A 26,983-nucleotide genomic window follows, 5' to 3' on the forward strand; every position below is an offset into this window, starting at 1 on the left:
ACCAGGCAATAAATTTGATAGAAAAAAAGCCAATCCGTAGATTGGCTTATGATTATAACTGATTTTTGTGAAACAGTTTAAATGAGTAGCATCACACTTGTGATTAAGCTGATGCCCACACAAAAGCTGGCAGCCAATTTCATTTTTAAACTGTAATAGCTTAATAACACCCCAACAAATAATGCTGAAAAGGTCAGTACTCCAACCCAAATGCTGAGCATGTTACTAAGCTGCCCTGACATGACACAAATGATCAGTGAAATCAGCAGTAAAGCCCAACCAGCAATAGAAGCAAGTTGGGTTTGTTTGGGGCTTAGTTCATGTCCATAGAACTGTTTTTGATGCTTTGACATTGCGCTGGCAAGCGCGATAAAAGCCAAGCTAGACAAAGACCAAATTAATAAGAAGAAAATCACGCTGAAATCTCCTTATTTGAAGGTACATGTCTGGCTTTTTTGACAGGAAGCCCTTTATGTTTTTTAACTTTATAAAATGAGTAGAAAAACAAAATCGCAAGCGCCCATGTCATTAAATCAAAAGACGCAATCATCCATTGGCCATTGGCTATACTGTTCCAAAGTGCTTGACCACCCGTAATAAAATTGACAATAGGCAATAGGGCAAAAGCAACACCAGAGAACAATAGAAGTTCTAGCCAAGCTTGACGATGTGGGCGAAGCGCTGCATAAATTAACGTAGCTAACCATACAATAAAGAAGGCTCTAATTTCCCAATTTAAACGTGTTTCTATTTCAAATGGAATGAAACGATTGGCGTAGAAGTAGGCTGCACATGCAATAGGTAATCCAATCACAGCGGCAATATTCATCACTTCAACAAAACGATAACCAAATGATTTATAGCCTTGTTTTTGTTGTTGCGGTGCACGTTTGACGCACCATAAGATCAGCCCCGTTGCAACCATTAATGTGCCCATTACACCAGAGAAGAACAATAACCAGCGGAAGGTTAAATCAAGACCACGTGCTTCATGCAATACAGTCACCACATTGTAAATCCCCATTGGGATAGAGGCATTGTTTGCTTGAGCCGCTTCGCTGATGTCTTTGCCAGTCACGCCATCGAATTTTAAAATGGGGTAAACACCACGCTGAACTACACTCTTCGCATATAAAGCGCGAAGTTCAATGGTGGCATTGGATGTATTTGGCGCAATGATTTGAATAGAAGCAATCGGATTTTCTTTCCACTGCGCTTGTGCGGTTGTAATAAGCGGGGTTAAGTCGGTGAGTGGCGCAGGATGACCAACATCTTGTTGATGTTTTTTGCCTCTTTCACCTCGTGAGCGTTGTTCATTTTGACCTTGAGTTTGACTTGTATTTGCAGAACCAGTACGGTTTTCAGCATTTCTATTGCGAGCATTATTTTGCTGAACTGCACCTCCGCGCATCTCTTGAAAAAACTCTTGTCGATCTTTATAGACTTGGTTGATTCCCCAAGGCATAAACATAAACATTAGTAATAACAAACCACTGAAGGTGATCATGATATGAAAGGGAAGGGCAAAAACAGCTGTGGCATTATGTGCATCTAACCAAGAGCGTTGTCCTTTACCTGAACGGAAAGTAAAGAAATCTTTAAAAATTTTTTTATGAGTGATAATGCCACTGATAATTGCCACAAACATCAGCATGGTAGCTAAACCGACGATCCAACGTGCCCAAATACGATCAAATCCATACAGTTCAAAGTGAAAGCGATATAGAAAACCACCACCACGGGTGTCTCGTGCTTCAATAACTTGTCCAGTTGCACTGTCAATGGTGATCCTTTCCCCACCACGACGTGCTTGTAGATCTTCCCCTTGTTTACGGATATTTAATTCAGTTGTGGTCTGTCTAGAATTAGGTAATTGAATCGTCCAACTGCCTGCATCAGGATAATGCTTTTGTAGATAATCTAAGGCAACTTGGGTTTGCTGTACCTGAGAATCACTTGGAACGGATTGATGTATTTCTGGTTTCATCCAAGCCGTTATTTCCGACTGAAAGAAACTCAATGTTCCCGTCAAAAAAATTGCATAGAGTAACCAACCAAGAATTAAGCTTGCCCATGTATGTAACCATGACATGGATTGGCGTGTACCTTCAACTTTTGCATCTACGCGCATCTTAATTCCCCATCATTTTATAAATGACAAATAAAATGATACTTGGAATCAGTATGCCTAAGCTGGCTTTTGATGTCTTATTGACCATAAAAACCCAAATGAATGCAGCACAGTGAATACAGAAAGCAAGTAGCGTTGCACTCATCGCAGCCGTGGCACGATAATCAGCAAATGTTTTTGCAATCACTATAGCGGACAAAGACGCAAGCAGATAACCACCAAGAATTGCCAGAGCAAAACGATAGAAAATCATGACACGATATTGTATGAGGGACGGTGCGGATTTAGCTCGTGTAGATACAGTCGGAGTTGAAACTGACGCGCTAAGTGCATCGAGTTCAGTCTGGCTATTCATAGGCAATCAAATAATGAAAGGTTAAAAATTAAGTAAATAATAACAATTATCATTTACTTTTTAAATACAAAAGTTAAATTTCATTGAAATAAAGCACTGGATTTATTTTGATTTTTGTGAGTAGGTTTTTTGCTAGAAGTGAACCCAGAAAGCGTGTAAAAAAATTCTTATGATTTTTTATAGTTACAACGATTTTTATCGTGACTATATTTTTGAGTATATGCCTTCGAACATAAAGCATACAGCGTATTCCGATATTTATTTATATCTTGTAGTGACATCTTGGAAAACAATAATATGGAAATTAAATAATGTTTATTCATGCTGAAGATGCGAAACGATTGGCAGCCAATTCAAACTTAAATATAGAGTTGTATAAAGTTCGTTTAGCCCAAATGATTGAAGAGAATGCCAAGCAGGGCAATACTGCTGTTTTTACAGTTTTACCTAAACATCTAGCTTTAGAGGATATTCGTGGGCTTTCTTCTGAGTTAACTCAATTGGGATATCACATACGTTTTGAAGTGGATGAGTTTTTCTATAGCTTTAATGTGTTTTGGAATTAACTCGGCAATATAGGCCATAGTTTTGAGCATGGCCTATATTGAAAAATAGAACGTATTGCTTGTCTATGATTCTTTTTGGTATTCATTGATGACTTCAAGCGCTGCACGAAATGCTTCTTGGGTTGTGGGTGCGCCACAGTAAGGTAAACTGTGTAATAACACTTCCTGAATTTCTTCAACTGTTGCGCCATTATTCAATGCACCACGAATATGACCTTTTAGTTCGGTTGGGCTTTTTTGTGCAACTAAAAATGCAATGGTAATCAAAGAGCGGTATTTACGTGGTAAAACACCCTCACGTTGCCAAGTTGAACCCCATGCATGCTCATTGATCCAGTCTTGCAAAGGTCTTGTAAAAGCAACAGTGTTGTCTTGAGCGCGTTTTACAAAGCTTTCCCCCATCACTTCTGTACGGACTTTTAAGCCATTTTCATAATCTTGTTGAGACATCGTCTTTTTTCCTCAGCTATTATATTTTTAACACTATACCGAAATAGTTAAATAACCCATTGGCAATATGTCTATGTTAAAAAACAGCGATGGTGAATCGCTGTTTATGGTTAAGGTTTTATATCGTCTTATTTCTTAAATGACATTTGCCAAATCGATTTAAGTTGAGTGAAGATGAGGATTTTCTAATACCAACACCTGCTCTAATTTTTCATCAAAAATATCTGTGAGCATACTGTCATAACGAAGTGCATTATATTGGGTTAATTTTGTGGCTAAATCATCGCTGATTAAGCCACGAGTGACTGCATCCTGTATGCGCTCTTCAAATGTTAGCCCTTGATATTCACCTTTAGATTCCGCTTTTTTAAAGCTGTTCCAATCGTCTTCAACAGTTGTGAGTAGATTGAAGGTGGCTTCCATTCGTCCAAAAGCATCATTCGGATCAACAGTATAATAAACCTGCGTTTTTAAATAATCTCGGAACGGGTTATCTTGCATGATCAGTTCCGCTGCTTCACTCTTTTGACGATCACTCGGTTTTTTGATCGGTCGACCAAATGGGAAACAAACAAATTTAACCAGACTTGATGCAATTTGAATCGGAAAATTATCAAATAAGCCATAAAATGCTTCTTGGGCATCATAAAGCGTTTCGTCTAATGCAAGTTTGGCATGTACCTGTTCTTGTGAGGATCTTTGACCATTTTCATAAAATTTGAGAATGGCTGTCGCAATAAACATTTTGGAGTGAATATCAGCTAATCGCCCTGAGAGCATTTCTTTACGCTTAATATCACCGGCTAACAGTCCAAGACACATATCTGCGGTTAGGGCGAAGTCAGTACTGAATCGATTGATGATTTTATAATAAGGTTGAGTAAAGGCATCTGATGAGTCAGGTCGTTGACTACTTGCCCCAAACCATCCATAAGTGAACGCACGCGCGCCACGGTTTAAGGTGTAGCCTAAATGTTGATATAACATGGTGTTAAATGTATTTAAGGCAGAGGCTTTATCTTCGGCCTGTAACAGTTGTAATTCCTCAAATAAATAAGGATGGCAACGCATCGAACCTTGACCAAAGATCATCAACGAACGGCTTAAGATATTTGCCCCTTCAACCGTTATCGAGATCGGAATGGCTTGATACATATTGGCAAGAAAGTTACGCGGACCTTGTTGAATACCACGACCACCAGTGATGTCCATACCATGATTGACGATTTTTCGCATCGTTTCAGTGGCATAGTATTTTGCCATCGCGGTCATAACAGCGGGTTTGCCACCTTGATTTAAACCGCAAGTGACTAAATAGCGAAAAGCTTCCAACATATAGGTATGGCTGACGATGTCACTACTAACTTCTTGCACCCCTTCAAATTTACCTACTGATAATTTAAATTGTTGACGAATTTTAGCGAATGCACCTACAGATAAATACGTCATTTCACCTGCGGCTGTAGAAAGTGCAGGAAGTGAAATACCACGTCCAACAGCCAGACATTCCATCAGCATACGCCAGCCATTCCCGGCATTTTTTGCGCCACCAATAATCCAGTCAAGCGGAATAAAGACATCTTTACCTTCGACTGTACCATTCATAAATGGGGAACCACCCGGATGGTGCCTTGGTCCAACCTCTACGCCTGCATGAGAGGCGGGTATAAGAGCACAGGTAATACCATACTCAGTTTTAGTTTTATCTCCCAATAAGCCATCTGGGTCATACAGTTTGAAGGCGAGACCGACTACTGTTGCAACGGGTGCTAGGGTAATCCAGCGTTTTGAGAAATTCATTGTTAAGCCAAGCACTTGTTGACCTTCGAATTCCCCATAACAAACCACGCCAGTATCTGGAATCGCCCCAGCATCAGAACCCGCTTCAGGACTGGTGAGTCCAAAACAAGGAATTTCCTCACCCTTGGCTAAGCCGGGCAAATAACGATTTTTTTGTTCGTCTGTACCATAATTCAGTAAGAGCTCACCTGGTCCTAATGAGTTAGGCACCATACAGGTTACAGCGGTGGTTAAAGAACGTGAAGCAATTTTGCTCATAATGCGACTTTGTGCAAAAGAGCTAAATTCACGACCACCATAGGTTTTAGGGATGATGAGTCCAAAAAAGCCATTGTCTTTAATAAATTGCCATGTCTCTGCGTTCAGGTCTTTATTTTGATGAATTTCCCATTCATCTAGCAACTGACAGAGTTGTTCAACCTCATGATCTAAAAAAGATTGCTCTTCATTGCTAAGCGTCGGGTAGGGATAATTGTTAAATTTTTCCCAATCTGGCGCCCCCATAAATAATTCTTTTTCCCACCAACTGGTACCCGCATCCAATGCTTCACGTTCAGTGGTACTCATGCTTGGCATTGCATTGGCTAATGTTTTATAGGCCGGTTTAGTCAAAACTTGCATTCGCAGTGGTTCAATCAGTAACACTAAACTGATGAGAATGAGCGGAAGACCAAGGATGAGAGACCACGGGCTGATCACAGCGCTCAGAATTGCAATGACAATCGTAGTGATACTTCCGACTGTTCGATGAAGTGCAAAAAAGAAAACGGCCCAGAGTGAGATGATTTGAATAAGTATTGCGATGAGTAATAGCATTAACATATTACCTCTACAGTTTTAATATTAATTTTGGGATCGGAAATACATCATTGAAGGTTATTCTTCCATCAATGATATGATGAAAAATCAAACATGTAATTTATTAATAACGATTTTTTCACTTACTATTCAAGGTAAAAGTATTGTTGTTTTGTGAGTATAAGTTAACCAAAGCATATTTATTGTCATATCGTGACCAGAGTATTGGGGGGAGTAAATAAATTTTCCATTCATTTGCGTATTCACTTTTTAGACAGACTTGAATGGTTTAAAATTTAAACAGTATCTAGCCGATTTTTTGTTTGTGCTGTTTGGCTTGTTTTATGTCGCTGAAGCGCGTCGATGTGTTTTTAATGGCTTTCAATTTGCTGCTCAGTTTGTAAGAATCAGCAAGATAAAATTTTTAATGTTTAAAACAATAAAGCACAATACGGCATGGATTGTTGTTGCTCTTGGTCGGAATGGCTATTTTTACAAGAAAATGCTTAATTTTTGTGCAAATATTGATATTAATGCAATATTTGTGATGTACCATTTTTTTACGAAATGTCGTTATCACAGATCTTACGTTGACTGTAATACCAGGAAGGCTGATACTCTTGGGGTTAAATTTAAGCAAGTCGGTTCGTAAGGGCTGGGTCATAAGCTCGGTTCTCAAAACACAATTTAAAGCAAGGGGCTATATATGGCTGGTGGAAAGTCAACAATCATTTACACACTGACTGACGAGGCGCCATTGTTGGCGACTTATTCGCTACTGCCGATCATTGAGACCTTTACTAAGCCAGCTGGCGTAGAGATTGTCAAAACTGATATTTCTGTAGCTGCTCGTGTTCTTGCAGAATTCGCGGAATACTTAAGCGATGAACAGAAAGTATCTGACAACCTTGCGCATTTAGGGCGTCTTACTCAAGATCCAGACACTAATATTATCAAACTCCCAAATATCAGTGCATCTGTTGCTCAGTTGAGCGCATGTATTAAGGAACTTCAGTCAAAGGGTTATGCAATCCCAGACTATCCTGAAAATCCAACAACTGAAGAAGAAAAAGCAATTAAGGTACGTTATAGCAAGTGCCTTGGTTCAGCGGTGAATCCAGTGTTACGTGAAGGTAACTCTGACCGTCGTGCACCTGCAGCAGTGAAAAACTATGCGAAGAAACATCCACATTCAATGAGCGAATGGAAACAGTGGTCACAAACACATGTTTCGCATATGGATGAGGGCGATTTCTATCACGGTGAAAAGTCAATGACACTTGACCGTGCGCGTAACGTAAAAATGGAACTTATCACCAAAAATGGTGAGAGCATTGTGCTTAAGCCAAAAGTTGCATTACTTGATGGCGAAATCATCGATTCAATGTTTATGAGCAAGAAAGCGCTTTGCGATTTCTATGAGAAAGAACTTGATGATTGCCGTGAAGCAGGCATTTTATTTTCGTTGCATGTAAAAGCAACCATGATGAAAGTTTCACACCCGATCGTGTTCGGTCACTGTGTAAAAATTTACTATAAAGAAGCATTTGAAAAGCACGCTAAGTTATTTGATGAGTTAGGTATTAACGTCAATAACGGTATGGCTGGTCTTTATGAGAAGATCGCAACTTTACCAACATCATTACGTGAAGAGATCATTGAAGATCTTCACGCTTGCCAAGAACACCGTCCTGCACTTGCAATGGTGGATTCAGCGAAAGGCATTACCAACTTCCATTCACCAAATGATGTGATTGTGGATGCATCTATGCCAGCGATGATTCGTGGCGGCGGTAAAATGTGGGGTGCTGATGGTAAGCAGTATGATTGTAAAGCCGTTATGCCAGAGTCAACATTCGCACGTATCTACCAAGAAATGATTAATTTCTGTAAGTGGAATGGTAACTTTGACCCACGTACTATGGGTACTGTGCCAAACGTTGGTTTGATGGCGCAAAAAGCTGAAGAATACGGTTCACATGACAAAACTTTTGAGATCACTGAAGCGGGTGTTGCAAACATCACAGATCTTGAAACTGGTGAAGTGTTGATGTCACAAAATGTTGAGGAAGGCGATATCTGGCGTATGTGTCAGGTGAAAGACGCACCGATTCGTGACTGGGTAAAACTTGCGGTAACGCGTGCGCGTAACTCAGGTATGCCTGCAATCTTCTGGCTTGACCCATACCGTCCACATGAAAATGAATTGATCAAGAAAGTACAAAAATACTTGAAAGATCATGATACAGCGGGTCTTGATATCCAAATCATGTCACAAGTACGTGCAATGCGTTATACGCTTGAACGTGTTGCTCGTGGTTTAGATACAATTTCAGTGACTGGTAACATTTTACGTGATTACTTAACTGACTTGTTCCCAATCATGGAATTGGGTACTTCTGCGAAAATGTTGTCTATCGTTCCGTTAATGGCGGGCGGTGGTATGTACGAAACAGGTGCGGGTGGTTCAGCGCCTAAGCATGTGCAACAGCTTGTAGAAGAAAACCACTTGCGTTGGGATTCTCTTGGTGAATTCTTGGCCTTGGCTGTTTCTTTAGAAGAGCTAGGTATCAAAGAAGACAATGCGCGTGCTAAGTTATTGGCGAAAACATTGGATCAAGCAACTGGTCAATTGTTGGATAACGACAAGTCACCATCACGCCGTACAGGTGAGCTTGACAACCGTGGTAGCCATTTCTACCTTGCGAAGTTCTGGGCTGAAGCACTTGCTGCACAAAATGACGATGCTGAATTAAAAGCCAAGTTTGCACCACTTGCAAAAGCATTGGATGAGAACGAAGACAAAATCCTTGCTGAGCTTGCAGCTGTTCAAGGTAAGCCAGCGGATATCGGTGGTTACTATGCAGTTGATACCGCTAAGGTTGAAGCTGTTATGCGTCCAAGTGCGACGCTTAACGCTACACTTGCAACTGTTTAAGTTTTAAATGCTATAAACCAACGATCTTGTTGGTGAGAAAAGCCGATGCATACGCATCGGCTTTTTTATTGAGGTAGTAAGTCTTTGTTTAAGTTATTTATTTGCAAGTTTATGCATGAATCAATTTAAATGATAAGGGGACGATTGGTTTTAATTGGTCTTGAGTTTTTTTGGTTATAAAATAAAAATGCCCAATGAATTTCATTGGGCATTTTTACAATAAGCGGCAATTGCTTTATAGCTTAGAAGGACTAAATCCTAGCGACCATTACGTCCACGACCACGTGGTGCTTTGGTATTTGGGCGGGTGGTACCATTGGTCTTACGACGTGGTTTTTCACCATCTTCCATTTGCCAGATACGTTTAGTTCCAGATTTCTTTGTTGAACCATCTTTATTCTTACGAACAATTGGTTTTCCGCCTGTACCGCCAGGTTTCTTCACATAAGAGCGTGAGCGATAAGGTTCATCTGCTGGAATATTTTGGAAGTCTGGGTAAAGTAATGGTTCAATTTCTTTAGTTTCACCAGGCTGTAAACCCATTTGCACCAAATCAATTGCACCAATCTTGGTACGGATCAAACGTAAAGTTGGAAAACCAACAGCCGAAGTCATACGACGGACTTGACGGTTACGGCCTTCACAAATAGAAATTTCAATCCAAGATGTTGGAATATTGGCACGGAAACGTACTGGTGGATCACGATCCCATAACCATTCAGGTTGTTCAACTTTATTCGCTTGCGCAGGTAAAGTCATACCATCTTTTAGCTCAACACCTTTACGCAACTGTTCTAGGGCTTCTTCAGTCACATCACCATCAACTTGCACCAAATAAGTTTTAAATTTCTTATTGGCAGGGTTGGTAATGTATTGATTTAAACCACCATGATCAGTTAAAAAAACTAAACCTTCAGAGTCCATATCGAGACGACCCGCCAAACGCAAAGTCGAGTCATCTACGAAGTCAGACATCGTCATATGTGCTTCGTCTTTACGAAACTGGGAGAGGACGTCATAAGGTTTATTAAGAATGACAATTTTCACTTTAGACCACTAATAAATATCAATAAAATTTTTGAGTTTGATAAAGTTACCCGTTTGAAGAGAGTTGGGTAAAGATAAAGACTACGATATGTGCGCTACTATATCAGATTACGCTTTGTATTCTTCAACTTTATTTATTTACCTAGGCTGAGTTGTAAATACATTTTTCTTAGGTGAAGGTATGAGGTTTTTTAGAGTGGTGGTGGTGGTTTTATCTTGCTAGAGCTTATCTTAAGCAACTGAATAAGCGATATACATTTTTGGGTTTAAATTTTGGGCCAATTTTCAACGACCTCTCTAAAATTTTATAGTTCGGACTACTATATTTTTACTTAATCCTGATGTCCTCATTAGACAATAATCGTTGTCGAATTGATATATACAATTTAAAGGCAAATTATAAGATGGATGCTTAATATAAAAAGTAGTATAGGTAAACCATGCAAGTGAGTAGCAAGCTGCCGCCATTGGGAATGAGTGAAAAAATACACAAGAAGATTGCAAAGATATCAGGTGCTTTATTGGGTGCAGTTAGTCCTGAAAGACAAGCTAAGTTACCAAGAGAGTATGAGCTAAGTCCGCATGTAGACTATAAACGATATGGAAGTACGCATTATGGGGTAATGATTCCTGATTTGCCTGAACCATTTCGTTATTTATCTTGGGCTTCAGTTATTGGATATGTCGGATTTCCAATCACAGATATGCAATATCAGATGTCAGCTAGAGGTAAGGGCGATACAGCCTCTTTAGTGCATGGAACAGCCTTGTCTACAACAGAAGAAGCTTATACAACGTATTCTGTACAAGACGATATAAAATTTAGTCAAAATCCTTTTTCTGTGAATTTTAACGATCAATCTATATTGTATGAAGACGATGCTAAAGGGTATTTTTTGGTCAGCAATAGAGAGGATTTGCACGTTAATATTCGACTTCAGCCAACAAAAGCAATTTCTTGGTTTGCTTATGGCCCATTTTATAAACATTTCAGTGTTTTAATGAGATATGAGGGAACTCTGACTCAAAAAGACAAGAGTATAAAAATACAAGGACTTTGCACGCTAGAGTCGTGGAAAGCTGTAGCGACTTCGGTACTTAAAAATAAATGGTTAGCAGAGAATGTCCAGTTACCAGTAAAAATATTTAGCTATCAAGTCATTAATATCGATGCAGAACAGCAATTATTATTAGCGATGATTTGTTATGAGTCGCAGCCTATATTGACCTCGGTATATTACCGACATGTAGATGGTCGTTCTATCCAATACAATGGAGATATTGTATTTGAGGTCACAAAGTTTAAGGACAATAAAGAAATAACACCTGATGGATATGCAATGCAAGTGCCTGATCAGTTTAAATGGATTGCATATCATGATCATAAAAAAATACTCGAAATCAATGCAACTGTGGATACGCCATATTGTTTTGGCTTAGCTGCGGGTTATGTGACTTCGTATGTGTGGGAAGGTGAATTTAATGATTTAAAAATAACAGGCCGTGGGTATATGGAATATATTGATAGACGTTAATCGTGATATTTTCTTGTTATTTTTATAGCCAAAAAAATTAAAGATAAAAAACATGCTATGACTATTGAGGAAAAAGGACATGGAAGTGAGCAGATTTTTTTGCTAAAACATAGGCGACTAATATTCAATAGTAACTTTAAAACAGCATCCGTTGAACCTAAGCCTTATAATAAAAAAGCTGTACCACCTTTGGGTAGTACAGCTTATTTGAATAGTGTAGATCTCAAATTTTAATCAGTGATCACAAGCTATTAATAATGGCTTAACCATGTTATTTAGTTAGTGGTCATGTTTTAGATATTCCGGCTCTTTCGGTAATTTAAAACTACATAAGAAACAGATCACTAACATGACAATCACATAAAGGAAGAAGGTACTTTCAATACCTGCTGCTTTGAACTGTAGTGCAACAGATGGCGCAGAACCACCAAAGATTGCATTACCCACTGCATAAGAGAAACCAACACCCAATGCACGAACATGTGGTGGGAACATTTCTGCCTTAACCAATCCACTGATAGAGGTATAGAAGCTAAGCAACATCATGAGGAAAATAAGTAACAGAGCAACCATCAATGGTGAATAACTGAAATGTGGCATCCAGATCACCATGACTGGATAGATGAAAATCGCCATTGTACCACTGAACGCAAGCATTGCAGCACGACGGCCAATGCGGTCAGAAATAGCACCAAACACTGGTTGTGCAAGCATAAAGATAAAGAGTGAAGCTGTCATAATGAATCCGACAGTCTTACTATCCACACCCATATTGGTGAGGTAAGTCTTTGAATATACTGTAATTACATAGAAGGTGAGGGAACCCGCAGAGGTATAACCTACAACCAATAAGAAGGTTTTCCAGTGATTCTTAAACAGTTCACTTAAGCTTCCAGATTCTTCTTTATCACTGTCTTCGCTAGATAATGTTTCTTCTAAACGGCTACGTGCAAGTAGGGAGATAATTGCAGCAATACCACCAATGACAAAAGGAATACGCCAGCCACCATCAAGCAATTGCTGCTCTGATAGGAATGCCAGCATAATAACACCGAGCAAGCTTGCTAATAATTGACCGCCCGACAAGGTGACATATTGGAAAGAAGCAAAAAAGCCTCGTTGACCCTTTAAGCCAAGCTCACTCATATAGGTTGCTACAGCACCATATTCACCACCTACAGATAAACCCTGTAGCAGGCGAACAAGTAAAAGTAGGAAAGGTGCTGCCATTCCAACTTGTTCATAGGTTGGGAGTGCGGCAAATAAGAAAGAGCTTACTGCCATAAGACAGATGGAAATGACCATTGATTTTTTACGGCCATGTTTATCGGCAATTCGTCCGAAAACCCAGCTACCAATTGGTCGCATAAAGAAGCTGGCTGCAAAGACACCCCATACATAAATTGCTTGAGTACCGGAGTCCATATCAGGTGCAGTTAATGCTTTAGTGAAATATGCCGCAAACACAGCATAAATATAAAAATCAAACCATTCTACTAAGTTTCCTGAAGCTGCGCCGACGATACCGCGTATACGGCCTCGCTTCTCTTCTTTAGTGTAAGTTTTATCCATTATTTACATCCATGAGATAGGTTGAATCACAATAAATTCAAAATTCATTACGATTTAAAAAACAGGAATAATGTTAAAGATTTTAAGACTAAATAATAATTGCAAAGATGGTTAATTTGATTGGAGGCCATAGGATAGGCAGAAGGAATTAAAAAATGAATTTTGATTTATTTTTTAATTAAAATTCATGTGAAAACATATAGTAAAAGTGAATTACTTTTGTAATTAATCTTAACTTGATTGTGGTTTTGTGAAAATTATTTTTTTAAAATATAAAGCAATGGCAAAAAACACCAATAATAAAAATAAAAGTACGTTTTTTTGTTTGTGATCTATTGTGGTGCATAATTTAATGCAATGAAATATATGAATATATTGTGGTTTTAAGGTGGCTGGTTTGGTCATCAATCTATTGTCAAAATGTTATAGATTTTTAAATTAAATGGCGAATATAAAATCAAAAAATTAGAAATAATGTTTATAGTGAAAATGTATAGTAGCTCTCACTTTTAAAGATCTGATTCTTGGAAAATTTATGTGCATGGAAAAGCAAGGCTAATATTTTTATTTTAAGCATTAGGAATGATTGAGAATATTGATTTATATAAAAAATGACGGGTTAAATAACATTAAATAATGGAACATTGTGCTTTATTCAGTAGAGAAATGTTGTTATTCCTCGTATAAATCTCAAAAAATGTACGAATTAGACTAGACTGATATGCGCTAAGAATGGTTAGAAGTATTGTCTATTTGGCAATTATTTTGGATTTGCCAACTATAATAAAAGGGAGAACCTGAACAATGGGTTATCAGAAGATCGTAGTACCTGCTGATGGTAGCAAAATTACTGTAAATGCAGACTTGTCACTGAATGTTCCAAATCATCCAATCATTCCTTTTATTGAAGGGGATGGTATTGGTGTTGATATTACTCCAGCCATGAAAGCTGTTGTAGATGCCGCAATTCAAAAAGCCTATGGTGGCAAACGTTCGATCGAATGGATGGAAGTTTACTGTGGTGAAAAGGCAGATAAAATCTACGGTACCTATATGCCTGAAGAAACTTTTGAGGCGCTGCGGGAATTTGTGGTTTCGATTAAGGGTCCATTAACTACGCCTGTGGGCGGTGGTATTCGTTCATTGAATGTCGCTTTACGCCAAGAACTCGACCTTTATGTTTGTGTACGCCCTGTACGTTGGTTTGAAGGAGTACCGTCACCTGTTCAACACCCTGAATTGACTGACATGGTGATTTTCCGTGAAAATTCCGAAGATATCTATGCAGGTATCGAATGGAAAGCGGATTCTCCTGAAGCGAAAAAAGTCATTAAATTCTTAAAAGAAGAAATGGGTGTAACCAAGATTCGTTTTGAAGATAACTGTGGGATTGGTATTAAACCTGTATCGAAAGAAGGTACTCAGCGTTTAGTGCGTAAAGCGATTCAGTTTGCGATTGATAATGATAAGCCGAGTGTAACTTTAGTGCATAAAGGCAACATTATGAAATATACCGAAGGCGCGTTCAAAGAGTGGGGTTATGAACTGGCAATTGATCGTTTTGGTGGCGAGCTGATTGATGGTGGCCCGTGGGTAAAAATTAAAAATCCAAGAACGGGTAAAGAGATCATTATTAAAGATGTGATTGCAGATGCATTCCTACAGCAAATCTTAATGCGTCCTTCTGAATACTCTGTGATTGCGACACTTAACTTAAATGGTGACTATATTTCTGATGCGTTGGCAGCTGAAGTAGGTGGTATTGGTATTGCGCCGGGTGCAAATATTGGTGGTGCAATTTCGGTATATGAAGCGACTCACGGTACGGCACCAAAATATGCAGGCCAAGATAAAGTAAATCCAGGCTCTATTATTCTTTCTGCGGAAATGATGCTTCGTGATATGGGGTGGATTGAAGCTGCTGATTTGATTATTCGAGGTGTATCGGGAGCGATTGCTGCGAAAACTGTTACCTACGACTTTGAGCGATTGATGCCAGGTGCAACTTTGCTTCGTTGTTCTGAATTCGGTCAAGCGATTATTGAAAATATGGATAGCTAATTAAAAAGATAAACGCACTAAAGTCAGTATAATCAAAGGTCTGCCAAGTGCAGGCCTTTTTGTTATTTATGGTTTGTCTATTTTATTCTAGAATCTAAGTATATTTATTAAACTTTAGGCTGTGAGTAATTGCACTAACAACTGATTACTGTAGACTGTTTTTAGCGGTTGTTTGAAAAAATATTAATTATATTTTAAGGGGTTAATCGAATGAACATAGAAAAAGATCCTAAAATACTGGTTGCTCCACTTGATCAATTAAATTTTTTACACGAAGCCAAGCAATATATTGATAAAAATCTTACCAGTACTCAAGCCTATTATCTAATGACCAGTAAGCCGCCAGTTTGGTTGAGGGCTGCGTTTAAGCTAAGGGATTTTTTAAGCCGGCATTTAGGTGGTGTGCAACCTATTCAAGGCTTTGGTGAATCAACTAAACCACTTCAAGTTGGTGGGAAAGCAGATTTTTTTGATGTGGTTAAAGTTTCTGATCGTGAGCTTTTTTTACAGTCAACAGATAAGCATTTGAGTGTATTGCTGGCTTTACAAATCGAGGAATATGATGAGCTTAGAAATGAATTAACGATATGTACCAGTGTAGTGACATATAATCTTTTTGGGAAAATTTATATGCTGCCTGTTTCTATGGTTCATGGTTTTATTGTTCAGCAATCACTTAAAAACCTTCAAATTAAATCTTGAAACTGAAGGATTTGACGTATGACAAAATGCTGTAAAACTTGGCAAAAAAAGTCATATTTATACCTTAATTGTAGATGAAAACTCCTGTGAATAAGAAAACTCCTGTGTAAATAGCAATTTAAATCATTTGTTGATATTTTGTTGAAACTTAAATGGAGTGTTGGTTGTGAAAAAAGTATTGTTGGTTATCTTAGCTTTAGGGATTTCTCATCATGTATTTGCTAAAGACGTACACAAATGTGTGGTAAAAGGTTCAGTAACTTATCAATCTAGACCCTGTGCTGGAACTGCTATTATAAATCCACAGCAACAACTTCAACAAAAATTAACCCAGCGAACTGCAAACCAAACTTCGATACAGCAACAAAAAACTCAGTCTGAAATGCATCAGTATTCTCAACAGCAACACCTGCAACGCCATTCTGGTAATGGAACATCTAATGAGATTCCAGATACAGTTGAAGGCAAAAAGAAAAGTTTGGCTATAGCGCAAGAGGCTTATAAGCAAACGAAAAATCGTTAATTGTTTTTTAAATTTGCTTAGATAGTTTTTGTTTTATGGGCAACTGGTTTTTATTAAATTAGCTTTTATTAAAGCAGTTTGGGAAATGAATGCAATATAAGAATAATTTAATTGATGAAGAGTACTGGTGAAAGTGATTGATTAGGCTTCTGAATCACAAGGTAATATGCTTTTTAGTTAAATTTTTCGCTTTAAATAAATAGGGGATTGTAATCCTATGGCTGTAGGTGAGTAATGTATTGGATGGAAATATTCTGTTATATTAACAAGCCCAGTTAAATTTATTGAAAGCCTTGAATTTATGTCACAGACAAGTTCGAAAAAATTTTATATCTTTGCGACATTAGCATTGTTATTTCCAGTATTTTTAGTTGGAATGGCTTTTCTTGCGGCTAAAAGTGATGCTGAAACCAAACGAGAATATGATCAGATTCGCCAAGAACACGCCGAAAAGATTGAGTTGCAAAAACAACAGCAAAAATTAGAGCAACAAAACTTATCGCAGCCTGAAACTAAGAATGCAGTGTCTTGATAAGCAATCTTTAATGAAAAGTCATTAAGGTTAAAGCTAAAAAAACCGCCAAATTTGGCGGTTTTGTTTTTCATCAAAAATTATTTATTTTTGTCTTTCAACTGAGGGATCGCAGATCCTGTACCGACAGCCAATAAACCAGTATTGGTATAAATACCAAGTTTTGCGCGGGTGTCCGTGATATCAAGATTACGCATAGTCAATTGGCCGATACGGTCAGCAGGACTAAACATTGAATCACCTTTTTCCATGGTTAAACGCTCAGCTTCATAAGTGAGGTTCTCTGATTCAGTGTTCATAATCGTGTAGTCATTACCACGACGAAGTTCTAAAGTCACAGTACCAGAGATTGCTTTAGCAACCCAGCGTTGTGCTGTTTCACGTAGCATCAATGCTTGCGAATCGAACCAGCGACCTTGGTACAATAAACGACCTAGACGTAAACCATTGATACGATATTGTTCAATAGTGTCTTCGTTATGAATACCCGTTACAAGACGTTCATAAGCAATATGAAGAAGCGCCATTCCTGGAGCTTCATAGATGCCACGAGATTTTGCTTCAATAATACGGTTTTCGATTTGGTCAGACATACCTAGACCATGACGACCACCAATGCGATTGGCTTCAAGAATGAATTCAACAGGGTCTTCAATACGTTTGCCATTTAATGCAACAGGGAAGCCTTCTTCAAACGTTACAGAAACTTCTTCAGCTTCAACTTTTACGTCTTCTTTCCAGAACGCAACCCCCATAATTGGCTCAACGATTTTGATGCCCGCATTGAGGTATTCAAGATCTTTTGCTTCGTGAGTTGCACCCAACATGTTTGAATCTGTTGAATAGGCCTTCTCTTTCGACATTTTGTAATCAAAACCATTGTCGATCAAGAATTGTGACATTTCAGCGCGACCGCCTAATTCATCAATAAATTGCTGATCTAACCAAGGTTTGTAAATTTTAAGTGCAGGGTTGGTTAATAAACCATAACGATAGAAACGTTCAATATCGTTCCCTTTATAGGTTGAACCATCACCCCAAATATTAACATCATCTTCTTTCATTGCTGTAACAAGCATTGTACCTGTTACTGCACGACCTAATGGTGTTGTGTTGAAATAAGGAACACCACCAGTGCTGATATGGAATGCACCACATTGAATTGCAGCAATACCTTCCAATGCAAGTTGTAAGCGGCAGTCAACCAATCGGGCTTTCACAGCACCATAGTTTTCAGCTTTACGCGGAATTGCATCGTAGTCATCTTCATCAGGTTGACCTAAGTTTGCTGTATAAGCATAAGGTTCTGCGCCTTTTTGTTTCATCCACAATAAAGCTGCTGAAGTATCTAGACCACCAGAAAAGGCGATACCCACTTTTTTGCCTACTGGTACATTCTGCAAGATCGTTGCATTATCAGTCATTGCTCGTCCTAACTATTTCGAAAGAGGCACCACATACATGGGTGGCCAAAGAGAATTTTATAAACGCAGTATTGTAGCACTTTTTCAATCAATGTTTTATTGGATTTGAAGGTTAACATTGAAAAAATGACAATTTATAGAGCGAAATTAATTTACTTAAATGACCCATGCACCCCATTTAAAAACTTATAAGAAAAGTCAAATTAACGAGGTGTGAAATTTAATAGGAAGTTGAAAAGGGTAGTGAAATGGGGAGATTGATGTCTACCATTATTGGATGTTTATTTTTGATTGGATTTCCAATGGGTACTTGTATAGGGCTGCTGATTTGCTGAATGTGCGTAAGACCAAATGGCAAGCTGCGGATTGACCTATGTTAAAAGTAAGATAAATTGGATGTATAGGGTTAACCCAATTTATCTGATTCGTTTGGGATCATAGCTGATCATTTAAACCAATAAACTGCTTTTCAATCGGGGTAAATACATGTTCACTTCGTGCTATCAGATAGAATCCAATATCTCGATATTGTTCGGGTGTTTCTCGATAATATTGAATATTAAATTTTTTGATCAGTGACTTTGCAATCATTGAAATTCCCATACCCAATTGAGTGAAATTGACTAAGGCTTCATGATCATAAATATGGGTTAATTCACCCTTGGTTAAATGATAGTCTGTATAAATATGATCTAAAGTGGTTGCATAACAGCATTCTTCTGAGGCAAGTAAAATATTTTGATGATTGAGACAGTCTTCAAGGCTGTCATGGTTGATGACATTTTTTCCAATAATCACCAATTGATCATCTGCCTTTTGAATATACTGGATATTTTTCTGTTTTGGGTGACCTAAAACATAAGCGATATCTAGGTTTCCGCGTAAAATTTCATCTTCAATATAGCCTGTAGCACCTGTTTTCATGGTGATTGAAAGCTCAGGGTAGGTTTCATAAAGTTGGCTAAAAGACGGGTAGAAACGCATTCCGCCTAAACTGGTGTTGGTACCAAAGCGTAAATATTTTTCCTGCTGATAGATTTTATTTTCTGTTTCTTCCCATGTGAAGATCATTTTTTTGTATTGCTGATATAAATTCATTCCTGATTCGGTCAGTTCAACACCTTTGGGTTTTCGGATGAATAATTGACGTTTATAGTGATTTTCAATCTTTTTTATTTTTGCTGTCATATTCGATTGTAAATAATTGAGCTTATTTGCTGCTGCTGTAATGCTTTTTAGTTCAGCAACAGTCACAAATGATTTGATATCACCCATATCGATATTCATTTCAATTCCTCAATAATGCATTGAATAAGTGCTGATACTAAAATATCTACTTTAGCATCAAAAAAAATGATGTGTACATTAAAACATAGCATTATTCATGATGTCATTTATTTTCTATACTCTATGTACTTTCCATCTGTTGAGTACAGCAAATGAATCTTCGAGTGATTGGTGCAATTGTATTATTGTGTCTCGTCTGGGGATCTTTGTGGGGATTGGTCAAACATAGTTTGCAAATATTTCCGCCATTCTTATTTATTTCTACACGTTTAATCTTAGCTGCGCTTACCCTTATGTTGGTTCAAGTACTGTTAAGAAAATCCGTTTTACCCGCAAAAGGTGAATGGCAAAAACTGATGATCTCAAGTTTGATGATTTGTATTGGTTTTTATGCAACACAAACCTTTGCCATGCAATTTGTTGATTCGGGATTGTCTGCGGTTTTAGTGTTTACTATGCCTATTTTTATTGGTGTATTGGCGCATTATATTTTAAATGAGCGTTTAAATAGCCAAAAAATGATTGGGTTGGTTCTTGGCACATTGGGCTTGATTGCGATTCTTTGGCCACAATTACATCATATTCATTTGAATTTATCGTTAATTGGTCAAGCTTTCTTAATCTTGTCAGGCTTCTTCTGGGCTTTAACCACAGTTTATATCAAACAGAATTTTGCAACTTATGACAAAATCAAATTGACCTTTTGGCAATTGCTGATGGGTGGGGTGGTGATTCTGATCGGCGCTTTAATTTTTGAACCTGTAGATGTTAAAGTTTGGATGAATCCGCTGAATGATTCAATCCTGTTCTATATTGCTGTGATTGGAACTGGTTTTGCCTTTGCCTTGTGGAATTGGATTGTGAGTCAGGTAGATACCTTTGTTGCGTCTATTTCAATCATGTGTATTCCTATTCTAAGTTTATTTTTTGGTTATGTGCTTTGGCATGAGCCGATTACAATCAACATTATTATCGGTGCTGCGTTTATTTGTTCAGGAATTATTTCAAGTTCTTTAAATCTTAAAATCAAGAAAAAACCTGCAACCTTGTTAAGTTGTGAGCATCGTTAAATCAATGAGTGGACATTGTTGAATTAATTTATAGTTAATTAAATTTTTATGTAATTTTTCAATTAAAGTAAAAGCAAAATCAGTGAAAGTTCATTGATTTTGCTTTTTTTACTTTCTATTTTTACTTGATCTTTGTTTGTTTAGCTGATGTCTTAGTCATTATTTTAAATGTTTTTTAAATTGGTCTGACTAATTTGAGTTTTTCAGTATTTTCAAACCCGATAATAAACTTAAATTAGTGTTACTAAAAAGTGCATTAAAAAATAGCATACGACTAAAGTTGTATAAAATTGGTTTAATTTAAAAAAATACAATATAAAACAAATGATTTATTCGATTTGAATGCTCTGAAATCTGAAGGATTAGTCTGTGAATAGGTCGAAATATTTGCAATATTGGTCATACCAAATAATTAATTTGGTGTTAACTATTGATCTTTAAATCAGCAAAAATTAATATTAAGTGGCAGTTAGTGCAAAATTTTTTAATTTAAAGCTAAATTGGTCATACCAATTATTGAGAAATAAATGGATGATCCAATGACATTCCACGTTCTAGCAAGCATTTCAAGGAGATGACAATGCTTCAACATTGGCAACAGATTTATGATCCGATGGGCAATATATGGGTATCCAGTGCCATTGCGCTGATACCAATTATCTTTTTCTTTTTAGCCCTTGCTGTATTCCGCATGAAAGGAAGTGTTGCGGGGACAATTACAGTTGTATTGGCTTTACTGGTTTCATTATTTGCTTATCAAATGCCAACGATGATGGCATTGGCATCATTGGTCTATGGTTTCTTTTATGGTTTATGGCCAATTGCTTGGATCATTATTGGCGCAGTATTCTTATATAAAGTTTCAGTAAAAACAGGGCAGTTCGATATTATTCGTTCTTCGATTTTGTCGATTACGGAAGACCAACGTCTGCAAATGCTTTTTGTTGGCTTTGCTTTTGGTACCTTCTTGGAAGGTGCAGCTGGCTTTGGTGCACCTGTTGCGATTACTGCGGCATTATTGGTGGGGCTTGGTTTTAAACCGCTTTATGCGGCTGGTCTATGTTTGATTGTGAATACAGCACCTGTGGCATTTGGTGCAATGGGGATTCCAATTATTGTGGCTGGACAGGTTTCTGGTGTAGAAACAATGGAAATCAGTCAGATGGTTGGACGTCAGTTGCCATTTATGGTTCCAATTGTGCTGTTCTGGATCATGGCGATTATGGACGGTTGGCGTGGTGTAAAAGAAACCTGGCCTGCTGTGATTGTCGGTGGTGGTTCTTTTGCGCTTGCACAATATTTGACTTCAAACTTTGTGGGTCCAGAATTACCCGATATTACCGCTTCAATTGCGTCTTTGGTTTCATTAACGATTTTATTAAAATATTGGCAGCCAAAGCATATCTTCCGTTTTGCAAATGAAGATGACAGCATGAGCGAAAATCTTGCTGCACAAAAACAGCAAAAATATAGCCTTGCTCAAATTGCCAAAGCGTGGTCTCCATTTGCGATTTTAACTGTGATGGTCACAATCTGGAGTGTAAAACCATTTAAGGATTTATTTATCAAAGATGGTGCACTACATGATTTAGTGATTTCTATCAAAGTGCCGTATTTGCATCAAATGATTCAAAAGATGCCACCTGTTGTTGCTGAAGTAAAAGACTATGATGCAATTTATAAATTTGATTGGTTCTCAGCGACGGGTACCGCAATTATTATTGCTGCAATCATTACTATTATTTTCTTAAAAATGAAGCCAAAAGAAGCAGTGGTTACTTTTGCTGAAACCATTAATGAATTAAAAATTCCAATTTATTCGATTGGTATGGTGTTGGCATTTGCTTTTATTGCTAACTATTCAGGAATGTCTGCAACCTTGGCTTTGGCATTGGCACATACGGGGCAAGCATTTACATTCTTCTCTCCATTCTTAGGATGGTTAGGTGTATTCCTTACAGGTTCGGATACTTCTGCAAATGCTTTATTCGGGGCATTACAAGCCACGACTGCGCAACAAATTGGTGTCCCAGAAGTATTACTGGTTGCTGCAAATACCAGTGGTGGTGTCACTGGGAAAATGATTTCTCCTCAGTCGATTGCAATTGCATGTGCGGCGGTGGGGCTGGTAGGTAAAGAGTCTGATCTGTTCCGTTTTACGGTTAAACACAGTATAACGTTTACTGTAATGATCGGTATTATTATTACACTACAAGCTTATGTGTTCCCATGGATGATTCCATGAGCATAAAACGTCACTGAATGAGGAAAGCAGATGAAAGTCTCTGACAAAGTGGTACAAAGCCTTCGTATGTTAATTGAAGAAAAAAACATGCAAGTCGGAGAACGTTTACCTGCTGAACGAAAGTTGTGTGAACAACTGGGCGTATCCCGTTCCTCTTTAAGAGAAGCGATTTCTCAACTGACCAGTACTGGAATGCTAGTCAGTAAAGGGGGGGCGGGGACCTATTTACAACAATTCCCGGTGAACTGGTCGCAAAACCAGATTGTTGAATCTTTAAGTAATTTGATTGATGAAGACCCAGCATATCGTTTTGATGTGCAGGAGGCGCGAACAATCCTTGAAGGTGGTTCAGCTTGGTATGCGGCACAACGTGCAACACCTAAAGATCTGGCTCAGATTCGCGAATATTATGATCAGATTTCATATTTTCAGTCGATTGGTGATGATGAGCAAGCTTCACTTGCCGATGCTAAATTTCATTTGGCGATTGCTGAAGCATCGCACAATTTAGTGTTGATACAGATGATGCGGGGCGTTTTTGATCTGTTGCAGTTTAACGTGCTCTTGGGTAGACGCAAAGTGTACTCAGAAACACATCGATTTGATCAATTGCATGATCAGCATTTTAAAGTGATGGATGCAATTGAACGTCATGATCCAGATGCTGCAAGAGATGCGGTCTGTGGACATATAGAATTTGTAGTACAGCAAGTGCGTATGATTGATGAGGAAGAAGCCCGTCGTCAGCGTGCGAGCCGATTAAACAGGATATGAGCATGATTATTTCTTCTGCTAATGACTATCGTGAAGCCGCGCGACGTCGTTTACCACCATTTCTTTTTCATTATATTGATGGTGGTGCGTATGCGGAATATACACTAAAACGAAATGTAGAAGATTTATCAAAAATCGCTTTAAGGCAACGTGTTTTAAATGACATGTCGCAGCTAAGCCTAGAAACAAAATTGTTTGATGAAACTTTATCTATGCCAGTTGCATTGTCTCCTGTTGGATTAACAGGTATGTATGCACGTCGTGGTGAGGTTCAAGCTGCTGTGGCGGCAGATAAAAAGGGCATTCCTTTTACCTTGTCGACCGTGTCTGTTTGTCCGATTGAAGAAGTTGCACCAGCAATTAACCGCCCAATATGGTTTCAGTTATATGTGCTGCGTGATCGTGGCTTTATGAAAAATGCTTTAGAGCGAGCCAAAGCTGCAGGCTGCTCAACTTTGGTGTTTACTGTTGATATGCCTGTACCTGGTGCACGCTATCGTGATGCACATTCTGGTATGAGTGGTCCAAATGCAGCGATGCGTCGTTACATGCAGTCGTGTTTCCATCCGCATTGGGCTTGGAATGTCGGTTTGCTGGGTCGTCCACATGATTTAGGTAATATTTCCAAATACTTAGGAAAGCCGACTGGACTTGAAGATTATATCGGTTGGTTGGGCAATAACTTTGACCCGTCTATTTCATGGAAAGACCTTGAGTGGATTCGTGAATTTTGGGATGGCCCGATGGTGATTAAGGGGATCCTTGATCCTGAAGATGCCAAAGATGCAGTACGTTTCGGTGCCGATGGTATTGTAGTATCAAACCATGGTGGTCGTCAGTTAGATGGTGTCTTATCATCTGCGCGTGCGCTTCCGCCAATTGCAGATGCCGTCAAAGGGGATATTAAAATCCTTGCTGACTCTGGTATTCGTAATGGTTTGGACGTGGTTCGTATGCTGGCATTGGGTGCAGATACCTGCATGCTCGGACGTGCTTTTGTCTATGCATTAGGGGCAGCGGGTGGCGCAGGCGTTTCAAATCTGCTTGAATTAATTGACAAAGAAATGCGTGTCGCAATGACTTTGACGGGCGCCAAAACAATTGCTGACATTAACGCCGATTGTTTAGTCAAGTTAGACAAAGCATTGGATGCGTGATGTATTTTTGATACGTCATCAAGCTAAATGACAGTGTTCAATTTGATAGACGCAAATGTCATCCATGCAAATTTCATCTGAAGTGTTTTGAGGCAGAACGACCTTATAACATGATGTATTTACAAAGCATCAAATGAAAAGATGTGATTTAACAAGTTTTGCGGATAAGCATGGTTCAAGCTACTTTTCAGCAAAAAAAGTAGCTTGAACTGATCGTTGATCCCTCAATACAAATAATATTGAAAAACGCTGTCGGAATGAATGCCTTATTGAATGAGATTGAATAAGGGTTCATCAATAGGATAGGGAAAATGCAATCTAATATTGATTCACAACACACCATTCAGCAATTGATCAACATCGTCGGTCAGCAACACGTTTTAACCCATGATCATGCTACCCGCTTGTATCGTCAGGGGCGTCGTTATGGCTCAGGGCAAGTGCTGGCTGTTGTGGTTCCCGGAACTTTGTTTGAACAATGGCAAGTGCTACAAGCTGCTGTAAATGCGGACTGTATTGTGATTATGCAAGCTGCAAATACTGGCCTTACGGGTGGTTCAACACCTTTTGGTGATGATTACGACCGACCAGTTATTTTAATGAGTACACGTCGTTTGGCGGGTATACAAGTGATTAACCAAGGTCAGCAAGTGATTTGCTTACCTGGTGCAACCTTAGATCGTCTTGAAAAAGAGTTGGCACACTATAATCGTGAGCCGCACTCAGTGATTGGATCATCTTGTATTGGTGCATCGGTTTTAGGTGGAATATGTAATAACTCAGGTGGAGCATTGGTTCGCCGCGGTCCTGCATATACTGAACTGGCACTTTATGCACGGGTCAATGCGTCTGGTGAGTTAGAGTTGGTTAATCACTTGGGTGTGAATTTGGGTGAAACACCTGAAGAAATTTTAACAAAACTCGAAAATAAAAACTATCAACTCAATGATGTTATTAATAATGCGAGTTGTTGTGCTTCTGACCATCGTTATGCGCATGATGTTAAACAGGTCGATGAAAATACACCTGCACGATTCAATGCTGATCCATCACGTTTATTTGAAGCTTCAGGTTCTGCAGGTAAAGTCTGTGTCTTTGCAGTACGTTTAGACACCTTTGAAAAAATTCCAAGTCAGGTATTTTATGTGGGAACCAACTCACATGATGATTTGACGGAAATCCGTCGTTTCTTACTCAAAGATTTGCCAAGATTACCGATTGCGGGTGAATACATTCATCGTGTTGCCTATGATATTGGTGCTGAATATGGCAAAGATACGTTCATGTTTATCGAAAAATTTGGTACGGCAAAAGTGCCTGCTGCATTTGCACTAAAAGATAAAGTGGATGGATATCTCGAAAAAATTGGCTTACGTAGTTTGTCTGATAAAGTGTTGCAGATGGTGACTAAACTGTTGCCCAATCATTTGCCAAAACGGATGAATGAGTTTCGTGATTTATATGAACATCATTTGATGATTCGTATCGAAAATCAGGATGTTGAGCAAGTTGAACTTTTTTTAAAAGATTATTTTCAACATAAAACATCAGGTGATTTTTTCCGTTGTACGGATGAAGAAGGGCGTAAGGCTTTTTTACATCGTTTCGCAGTGGCAGGTGCAGCAATTCGTTATCGTGATACGCATCGTTCGGAAGTTGAAGATATTGTTGCGCTGGATATTGCTTTACGCCGTAACGACCGTGAATGGGTAGAAACTTTACCCCAAGAGATGGATGATTTAATTACCCATAAATTGTATTACGGACATTTTCTCTGTCATGTGTTTCATCAAGATTATATAGTCAAAAAAGGGGTAGATCCTTTGGCGATGGAACATCAAATGTGGCATTTGCTGGATAACCGTGGTGCAGAATATCCTGCGGAACACAATGTAGGGCATTTGTATATTGCAAAGCCTATTTTAAAAAATCATTATCAAAAGCTTGATCCGACCAATAGCTTTAATGTCGGCATTGGGCAGACCAGTAAATTAAAATACTGGAAGTAATAATATT

General features: G+C 38.5%; 22 protein-coding genes. 13 read left to right on the top strand and 9 right to left on the bottom strand.

What is annotated here, in order from left to right; genetic code table 11:
• Window positions 1–77: 77 nt before the first annotated feature.
• Genes ASC84_RS08385 through ASC84_RS08395 form a run of 3 tightly spaced genes read right to left on the bottom strand, consistent with a single transcriptional unit; the run spans window position 78 to window position 2,486 of the window.
• Complete coding sequence (locus ASC84_RS08385) at window positions 78–416, bottom strand: DUF3325 domain-containing protein (RefSeq protein ID WP_056513593.1); 339 nt, start codon at window positions 414–416, stop codon at window positions 78–80.
• Window positions 413–2,131 (bottom strand): PepSY domain-containing protein, encoded by a 1,719-nt coding sequence (locus tag ASC84_RS08390; protein WP_056513597.1) that lies wholly within the window; start codon window positions 2,129–2,131, stop codon window positions 413–415. The genes ASC84_RS08385 and ASC84_RS08390 overlap by 4 nt, the downstream gene beginning before the upstream one ends.
• A gap of 1 nt (window position 2,132) precedes the next feature.
• Window positions 2,133–2,486 (bottom strand): hypothetical protein, encoded by a 354-nt coding sequence (locus ASC84_RS08395; RefSeq protein ID WP_004717011.1) that lies wholly within the window; start codon window positions 2,484–2,486, stop codon window positions 2,133–2,135.
• Between the two features lie 311 nt (window positions 2,487–2,797).
• Between ASC84_RS08395 and ASC84_RS08400 the strand changes: the two genes are divergently transcribed.
• On the top strand, window positions 2,798–3,052 hold the full coding sequence (locus tag ASC84_RS08400; protein ID WP_004717008.1) for a hypothetical protein: 255 nt from the start codon (window positions 2,798–2,800) through the stop codon (window positions 3,050–3,052).
• 63 nt (window positions 3,053–3,115) lie between these two features.
• Here the strand turns inward: ASC84_RS08400 and ASC84_RS08405 are convergent, their stop codons facing one another.
• Both ASC84_RS08405 and ASC84_RS08410 read right to left on the bottom strand, forming a co-directional pair.
• Window positions 3,116–3,502 (bottom strand): carboxymuconolactone decarboxylase family protein, encoded by a 387-nt coding sequence (locus ASC84_RS08405; RefSeq protein ID WP_004823072.1) that lies wholly within the window; start codon window positions 3,500–3,502, stop codon window positions 3,116–3,118.
• A gap of 159 nt (window positions 3,503–3,661) precedes the next feature.
• Window positions 3,662–6,118, bottom strand: a complete 2,457-nt coding sequence (locus ASC84_RS08410; protein ID WP_056513600.1) for an acyl-CoA dehydrogenase — start codon at window positions 6,116–6,118, stop codon at window positions 3,662–3,664.
• Window positions 6,119–6,380: 262 nt separating this feature from the next.
• On the opposite strand from ASC84_RS08410, the gene ASC84_RS08415 reads away from it, so the two are divergent.
• Complete coding sequence (locus tag ASC84_RS08415; RefSeq protein ID WP_056513603.1) at window positions 6,381–6,752, top strand: hypothetical protein; 372 nt, start codon at window positions 6,381–6,383, stop codon at window positions 6,750–6,752.
• A gap of 54 nt (window positions 6,753–6,806) precedes the next feature.
• On the top strand, window positions 6,807–9,038 hold the full coding sequence (locus ASC84_RS08420; RefSeq protein WP_004823068.1) for an NADP-dependent isocitrate dehydrogenase: 2,232 nt from the start codon (window positions 6,807–6,809) through the stop codon (window positions 9,036–9,038).
• Window positions 9,039–9,296: 258 nt separating this feature from the next.
• Here the strand turns inward: ASC84_RS08420 and ASC84_RS08425 are convergent, their stop codons facing one another.
• A complete protein-coding gene (locus ASC84_RS08425; protein ID WP_004823066.1) occupies window positions 9,297–10,085 on the bottom strand; it encodes a pseudouridine synthase in 789 nt (262 codons plus the stop codon).
• Between the two features lie 440 nt (window positions 10,086–10,525).
• Here ASC84_RS08425 and ASC84_RS08430 point away from each other — a divergent pair, with 440 nt between their 5' ends.
• A complete protein-coding gene (locus tag ASC84_RS08430) occupies window positions 10,526–11,620 on the top strand; it encodes a DUF6670 family protein (protein WP_056513606.1) in 1,095 nt (364 codons plus the stop codon).
• 279 nt (window positions 11,621–11,899) lie between these two features.
• On the opposite strand, the gene ASC84_RS08435 is transcribed toward ASC84_RS08430, so the two are convergent.
• Complete coding sequence (locus ASC84_RS08435) at window positions 11,900–13,192, bottom strand: MFS transporter (RefSeq protein ID WP_004823065.1); 1,293 nt, start codon at window positions 13,190–13,192, stop codon at window positions 11,900–11,902.
• An 804-nt stretch (window positions 13,193–13,996) separates the two neighbouring features.
• Between ASC84_RS08435 and icd the strand changes: the two genes are divergently transcribed.
• The 4 genes from icd (at window position 13,997) to ASC84_RS08455 (ending at window position 17,010) form a co-directional block, all read left to right on the top strand.
• On the top strand, window positions 13,997–15,253 hold the full coding sequence (icd, locus tag ASC84_RS08440) for an NADP-dependent isocitrate dehydrogenase (RefSeq protein WP_056513610.1): 1,257 nt from the start codon (window positions 13,997–13,999) through the stop codon (window positions 15,251–15,253).
• Between the two features lie 210 nt (window positions 15,254–15,463).
• Window positions 15,464–15,955 carry a DUF2867 domain-containing protein gene (locus tag ASC84_RS08445; protein WP_056513614.1) on the top strand — a complete coding sequence of 164 codons (492 nt, stop codon included), beginning with the start codon at window positions 15,464–15,466 and terminating at the stop codon, window positions 15,953–15,955.
• A gap of 166 nt (window positions 15,956–16,121) precedes the next feature.
• Entirely contained in the window at window positions 16,122–16,478 is a 357-nt protein-coding gene (locus tag ASC84_RS08450; protein WP_056513617.1) for a hypothetical protein, read from the top strand.
• A 301-nt stretch (window positions 16,479–16,779) separates the two neighbouring features.
• Complete coding sequence (locus tag ASC84_RS08455) at window positions 16,780–17,010, top strand: hypothetical protein (protein WP_004724907.1); 231 nt, start codon at window positions 16,780–16,782, stop codon at window positions 17,008–17,010.
• Between the two features lie 80 nt (window positions 17,011–17,090).
• On the opposite strand, the gene argG is transcribed toward ASC84_RS08455, so the two are convergent.
• Both argG and ASC84_RS08465 read right to left on the bottom strand, forming a co-directional pair.
• On the bottom strand, window positions 17,091–18,434 hold the full coding sequence (gene argG / locus ASC84_RS08460) for an argininosuccinate synthase (RefSeq protein WP_004724905.1): 1,344 nt from the start codon (window positions 18,432–18,434) through the stop codon (window positions 17,091–17,093).
• 435 nt (window positions 18,435–18,869) lie between these two features.
• Complete coding sequence (locus ASC84_RS08465; RefSeq protein WP_004724903.1) at window positions 18,870–19,721, bottom strand: LysR family transcriptional regulator; 852 nt, start codon at window positions 19,719–19,721, stop codon at window positions 18,870–18,872.
• 152 nt (window positions 19,722–19,873) lie between these two features.
• On the opposite strand from ASC84_RS08465, the gene ASC84_RS08470 reads away from it, so the two are divergent.
• The 5 genes from ASC84_RS08470 to dld all read left to right on the top strand — a co-directional run bounded on the left by ASC84_RS08470 (window position 19,874) and on the right by dld (window position 26,976).
• Window positions 19,874–20,791, top strand: a complete 918-nt coding sequence (locus ASC84_RS08470; RefSeq protein ID WP_056513620.1) for a DMT family transporter — start codon at window positions 19,874–19,876, stop codon at window positions 20,789–20,791.
• 574 nt (window positions 20,792–21,365) lie between these two features.
• Window positions 21,366–23,036, top strand: a complete 1,671-nt coding sequence (gene lldP / locus ASC84_RS08475; RefSeq protein ID WP_171252536.1) for an L-lactate permease — start codon at window positions 21,366–21,368, stop codon at window positions 23,034–23,036.
• A 30-nt stretch (window positions 23,037–23,066) separates the two neighbouring features.
• A complete protein-coding gene (lldR, locus tag ASC84_RS08480) occupies window positions 23,067–23,810 on the top strand; it encodes a transcriptional regulator LldR (protein WP_034618110.1) in 744 nt (247 codons plus the stop codon).
• 2 nt (window positions 23,811–23,812) lie between these two features.
• Window positions 23,813–24,967, top strand: coding sequence for an FMN-dependent L-lactate dehydrogenase LldD (lldD, locus tag ASC84_RS08485; RefSeq protein WP_056513625.1), 1,155 nt, complete (start codon window positions 23,813–23,815; stop codon window positions 24,965–24,967).
• 311 nt (window positions 24,968–25,278) lie between these two features.
• The gene (gene dld / locus ASC84_RS08490) at window positions 25,279–26,976 is read left to right on the top strand and encodes a D-lactate dehydrogenase (protein ID WP_056513629.1); all 1,698 of its coding nucleotides are present in this window, start codon (window positions 25,279–25,281) and stop codon (window positions 26,974–26,976) included.
• The last annotated feature ends 7 nt before the right edge of the window (window positions 26,977–26,983 follow it).

This window comes from Acinetobacter sp. Root1280 (genome assembly GCF_001425285.1).
GTDB lineage: Bacteria > Pseudomonadota > Gammaproteobacteria > Pseudomonadales > Moraxellaceae > Acinetobacter > Acinetobacter guillouiae.

Bases quoted from the DNA above. Each gene is read 5' to 3' on its own strand.
- ASC84_RS08390 (WP_056513597.1), bottom strand. From the start codon at position 2,131: ATGCGCGTAGATGCAAAAGTTGAAGGTACACGCCAATCCATGTCATGG.
- ASC84_RS08395 (WP_004717011.1), bottom strand. From the start codon at position 2,486: ATGAATAGCCAGACTGAACTCGATGCACTTAGCGCGTCAGTTTCAACT.
- ASC84_RS08400 (WP_004717008.1), top strand. From the start codon at position 2,798: ATGTTTATTCATGCTGAAGATGCGAAACGATTGGCAGCCAATTCAAAC.
- ASC84_RS08405 (WP_004823072.1), bottom strand. From the start codon at position 3,502: ATGTCTCAACAAGATTATGAAAATGGCTTAAAAGTCCGTACAGAAGTG.
- ASC84_RS08410 (WP_056513600.1), bottom strand. From the start codon at position 6,118: ATGCTATTACTCATCGCAATACTTATTCAAATCATCTCACTCTGGGCC.
- ASC84_RS08420 (WP_004823068.1), top strand. From the start codon at position 6,807: ATGGCTGGTGGAAAGTCAACAATCATTTACACACTGACTGACGAGGCG.
- ASC84_RS08430 (WP_056513606.1), top strand. From the start codon at position 10,526: ATGCAAGTGAGTAGCAAGCTGCCGCCATTGGGAATGAGTGAAAAAATA.
- ASC84_RS08435 (WP_004823065.1), bottom strand. From the start codon at position 13,192: ATGGATAAAACTTACACTAAAGAAGAGAAGCGAGGCCGTATACGCGGT.
- icd (WP_056513610.1), top strand. From the start codon at position 13,997: ATGGGTTATCAGAAGATCGTAGTACCTGCTGATGGTAGCAAAATTACT.
- ASC84_RS08445 (WP_056513614.1), top strand. From the start codon at position 15,464: ATGAACATAGAAAAAGATCCTAAAATACTGGTTGCTCCACTTGATCAA.
- ASC84_RS08455 (WP_004724907.1), top strand. From the start codon at position 16,780: ATGTCACAGACAAGTTCGAAAAAATTTTATATCTTTGCGACATTAGCA.
- argG (WP_004724905.1), bottom strand. From the start codon at position 18,434: ATGACTGATAATGCAACGATCTTGCAGAATGTACCAGTAGGCAAAAAA.
- ASC84_RS08465 (WP_004724903.1), bottom strand. From the start codon at position 19,721: ATGAATATCGATATGGGTGATATCAAATCATTTGTGACTGTTGCTGAA.
- ASC84_RS08470 (WP_056513620.1), top strand. From the start codon at position 19,874: ATGAATCTTCGAGTGATTGGTGCAATTGTATTATTGTGTCTCGTCTGG.
- lldP (WP_171252536.1), top strand. From the start codon at position 21,366: ATGACAATGCTTCAACATTGGCAACAGATTTATGATCCGATGGGCAAT.
- lldR (WP_034618110.1), top strand. From the start codon at position 23,067: ATGAAAGTCTCTGACAAAGTGGTACAAAGCCTTCGTATGTTAATTGAA.
- lldD (WP_056513625.1), top strand. From the start codon at position 23,813: ATGATTATTTCTTCTGCTAATGACTATCGTGAAGCCGCGCGACGTCGT.
- dld (WP_056513629.1), top strand. From the start codon at position 25,279: ATGCAATCTAATATTGATTCACAACACACCATTCAGCAATTGATCAAC.